Source organism: Streptomyces ziwulingensis, assembly GCF_039542605.1.
Classification (GTDB): domain Bacteria; phylum Actinomycetota; class Actinomycetes; order Streptomycetales; family Streptomycetaceae; genus Streptomyces; species Streptomyces ziwulingensis.
The window spans coordinates 1-3,958 of sequence record NZ_BAABIG010000167.1 but is presented as its reverse complement, the minus strand read 5'-3'; the positions used below and the strand labels follow the sequence as shown (position 1 = coordinate 3,958).

Below are 3,958 nucleotides of genomic sequence, written 5' to 3'. Positions count from 1 at the left end.
CGCCGGGCGGGTCTACGACATGCTGCGGACGGCGGGCGCGCGGCTGGTGGTCACCGCGGGGGAGTGGGCCGGCCGGGTGGGCGACCTCGCCGAGGTCGTCGGCCCGGACACGGGTCCGGACGCCCCTGGGACACGGCCGGCCGTGCCGGTGTCGGCCGCCGATCTGGCCCAGGTGATCTTCACCTCCGGATCGACGGGCACACCCAAGGGCGTCGCGGTGAGCCACGGCGGACTCGCGTACCGCGTGAGCGCGCTGACCGCGCGGATGCCGCAGGCGGCGGGCGGTTCCTTCGCCGTACTGTCCACCCTCGCCGCCGACCTGAGCCTGACCGCCCTCTACGGCGCCTGGCTCACCGGCGGCACCCTGCACCTGACGGACCGTGAGACGGCGACCGACGCCGCGGCGTGGGCCCGCTACCTCGCCCGGCACCGGGTGGACACGGTGAAGCTGGTGCCGAGCCACCTCAGGATGCTCGCCCGGGACGGCGCACTCGCGGCCGTCCTGCCCCGCACGCTGCTGGTGCTGGGCGGCGAGGGCTGCCCCTGGTCGCTGGTGTCGGAGATCCGGCGGGCGCGGCCCGACCTGGCCGTGCACACCCACTACGGGCCCACCGAGGCCACCATGATGTCGCTGGTCCACGACGTCGACGAGGTGCCGGAAGCCAGGCGCACCGGCCTGGTGCCGCTGGGCCGCCCGCTGCCCGGTGTCGTGGGCCGGATCGTCGACCGGGCGGGACGGCCCCAGGTTCCCGGTGTCCCCGGCGAACTCCTGCTCGGGGGTCCGGGTGTGGCCCGCGGCTACACCGGACGTCCGGACCTGACCGCCGAACGGTTCGCCGAGGACGCCGAGGGCGGACGCTGGTACCGCACCGGCGACCTGGTCAGGCTCGCGGACGACGGCGAGGTCGACTTCCTCGGCCGGCGGGACGACCAGGTCAAGGTGCGCGGGCACCGGGTGGAGCCCGGGGAGGTCGTGGCCGCGCTGCGGGCGCTGCCCGAGGTGGCCGACGCGGTCGTGCTGCCGGAGGGCGAAGGGCCCACCGGCCACCTGGTCGCCTGGATCGTCGCCGCGCCCGGCCACGGCCCCCGGCCCGGGCAGGTGCGTGCCCGACTCGGCGCGTCGCTGCCGCACCACATGGTCCCGGCCGAGGTGACGGTGGTGGACCGGATCCCGCTCACCCCGCAGGGCAAGCCGGACCGGGCCGCGCTGCGGCGGGCTGCCCGCCCGGCCCGCGCCGAGGCGGCCGGCGAGGCGCCGTCCACCGCCGCCGAACGGGCGGTCGCCGAGGTCTGGCAGACCCTCCTCGGACCGCGCCGCATCTCGGTCACCGACGACTTCTTCGCCCTGGGCGGCCACTCCTTCACGGCCACCCGGATGGTGGGGCTGCTCGCCGGGTCCACCGGCCGCACGCTCCCGGTGCGGTCGGTCTTCGAGCGGCCGGTCCTGCGGGACCTCGCGGCGGAGCTGGAACGCCGGGGCCGGGAAGCGGAGGGCCCGGACCAGGCCGCCACGACCGGTGACACCGGCGCGGCCGGGCAGCGTACCGGCCGGGGCGCGGCCACCGCAGCGGCCGGTCCGGGCGGAGACCGGCCGGGTACCGGTCCGGTGGCCGCGCCCGACGGCCCGGCACCGCTGTCGCCCGCCCGACGGCGGATGTGGCTCCTGTGGCGGCTGCGGCCGGACAGCGACGCCTACCACCTGCACCTCGCGCTGCGGCTGAACGGCCCCCTGGACATGGCCGCCCTGCGCGTCGCGGTACGCGGTCTCGGGGAGCGGCACCCGGTGCTGGGCACGGCGGTGGCCGAGGACGAGGCCGGCCCGCGCGCCGTGCCGCTGCCGCCCGAGGCGATTCCCGTCACGCTGGTGGACGTGGGCCCTGACGAGGCCGACACGGCCTTGCGGGCCGAGGCGGCGCGGCCCTTCGCCCTGGACCGCGAGACGCCGTTCCGCGCCGTGGTGCTGCGCGTCTCCGGGCACGAACACGTCCTGCTGCTGACGGCCCACCACATCGCCTGCGACGCCTGGTCGTGGACGACGCTCCTGCGCGACCTGTCGTCGTTCTACCGGGAAGCGGCCGGCCCCGGGCCCGCCCCGCGGCGGATACCGGCTCCCGTCCGCTCCGGCGCCCCGGCGCCGCGGCCCGGCGTCGAGGCGCGGCGGCATCTGGACTGGTGGGCCGCGCACCTCGCGGACCTGCCCGTACTCGCCCTGCCGGCGGACCGCCCGCGCGGTCCGGGCGCCGGCTGGGCGGCGCGGAGCGAACCCGTGGCGCTGTCCGCCGCCACCACCGCCGGACTGCGGGCGTTCGCGGCGGAGCTGGACTGCACGCCGTTCATGGTGCTGCTGACCGTCTGGCAGTCGCTGCTGGGCAGGCTCGCGGCCACCGAGGACGTCCCGGTCGGCGTGCCGGTCTCCGGACGGGCGCACCCGGGTGCCGGGGACGAGGTGGGCTGTTTCGCCGACACCGTGGTGCTGCGCGGCGACCTGTCCGGCGACCCGACGGTCCGTGAGGCGGCGGCGCGGACCAGAGCGCGGACCCTCGACGCGCTCGCCCGCGCCACCACGCCCTTCCAGGACGTGGTGGCGCGGCTGGACCCCGTACGCGATCCGGACGCCACCCCGCTCTTCCAGGCGCTGCTCAACGTCATCGGCCTGCCCCCGCTGCCCGGCCGCTTCGCGGAACTGACCGCGACCCGGGTCGACATCCCCCGCACGCAGGCCCAGACGGACCTCGCCCTGACCCTCGTCGACGACGGCCTGACCCTGACCGGCACGCTGGCCTACCGCGCCGGCCTGTTCGACCGGGCCACCGTACGGCGCTGGAACCGCTGGTTCACCGCCCTGCTCGACGCGGCGCTGGCGGCCCCCGACCAGCCGCTGCTCGCCCTGGACCCGCTGTCCGACGGGGAACGCGCGCAGCTCCGATCCGCCGGGACGGGTGCCGCGCTGCCCGCGCACCGCCCGGCCACCGTGGTCGGCGCCGTCCTCGGCCAGGCCGCCCGGCGCCCGGACGCCACCGCCGTGGTCACGGCGGGCGGCGCCCTCAGCTACCGCGAACTGGACGCGTGGTCGGCCTCGCTGGCGCGGACACTGGCGGCGCACGGCGTCCGGCCGGGCGAACCGGTCGGCGTCCACGTGCCGCGCGACCTGCGGCTCGGGCCGGCGTTGCTCGGCGTCCTGCGCGCCGGGGCCGCGTACGTGCCGCTCGACCCGGACCATCCGGCCGGGCGACTGGCCGTACTGGTGGCGGACGCGGGGATCCGGCTGGTCCTCTCCGGCGGTCCCGCGCCCGCCCTGCCCGGCGTCACCGTCGTGGACGTGGGCGAGGACGCGGGGCGGGACACGCCCCTGGCCGCGCCCCTGCCGGAACCCGACCCCGGGCGGGCCGCCTACGTCCAGTTCACCTCGGGCACGACCGGCAGGCCCAAGGGCGTGGTCGTCACCCACGCCAACCTGGCGGCGTTCGTCGCCGCGCTCCGTGCCGACCCCGGCATGAGCCCCGACGACGTCACGCTCGGCGCGGTGCCGTTCGGCTTCGACGTCTTCGGCTACGAGCTGTGGGTCACCCTGGCGTCCGGGGCCCGGCTCGCCCTCGCCGACCGGGACACCGTCGCCGACGGCCACGCGCTGGCCGCCTGGATCCGCCGGCACGGCGTCACCGTCGCCACGGCCACCCCGACCGTGCTGCGGCTGCTGTCCGCCGCGGACCTGCCCGCCGACCCCGGGCTGCGGGTGATCAGCATCGGTGAGGTGCTCGAACCCCCGCTGGCCGCGGACCTGCTGCGGCGCGCCGGCCGGCTGTGGAACGCGTACGGCCCCACGGAGACGACCGTCTACTCCACCCTGGCGGAGGTGTGCGCCCCCGTGGACGAGGAGCGGCCGGTCCCGGTGGGCGGGCCGATCGCCGGTACCCGCGTGCACCTCCTGGACCGGCGCGGCCGACCGGCGTTGCCGGGG

Annotated in this window: 1 protein-coding gene; it reads left to right on the top strand. The window is 77.9% G+C overall.

From position 1 onward, the window contains the following. A partial coding sequence (locus ABEB00_RS35990) for an AMP-binding protein (RefSeq protein ID WP_345624942.1) occupies positions 1-3,958 on the top strand: 3,958 nt, incomplete at both ends.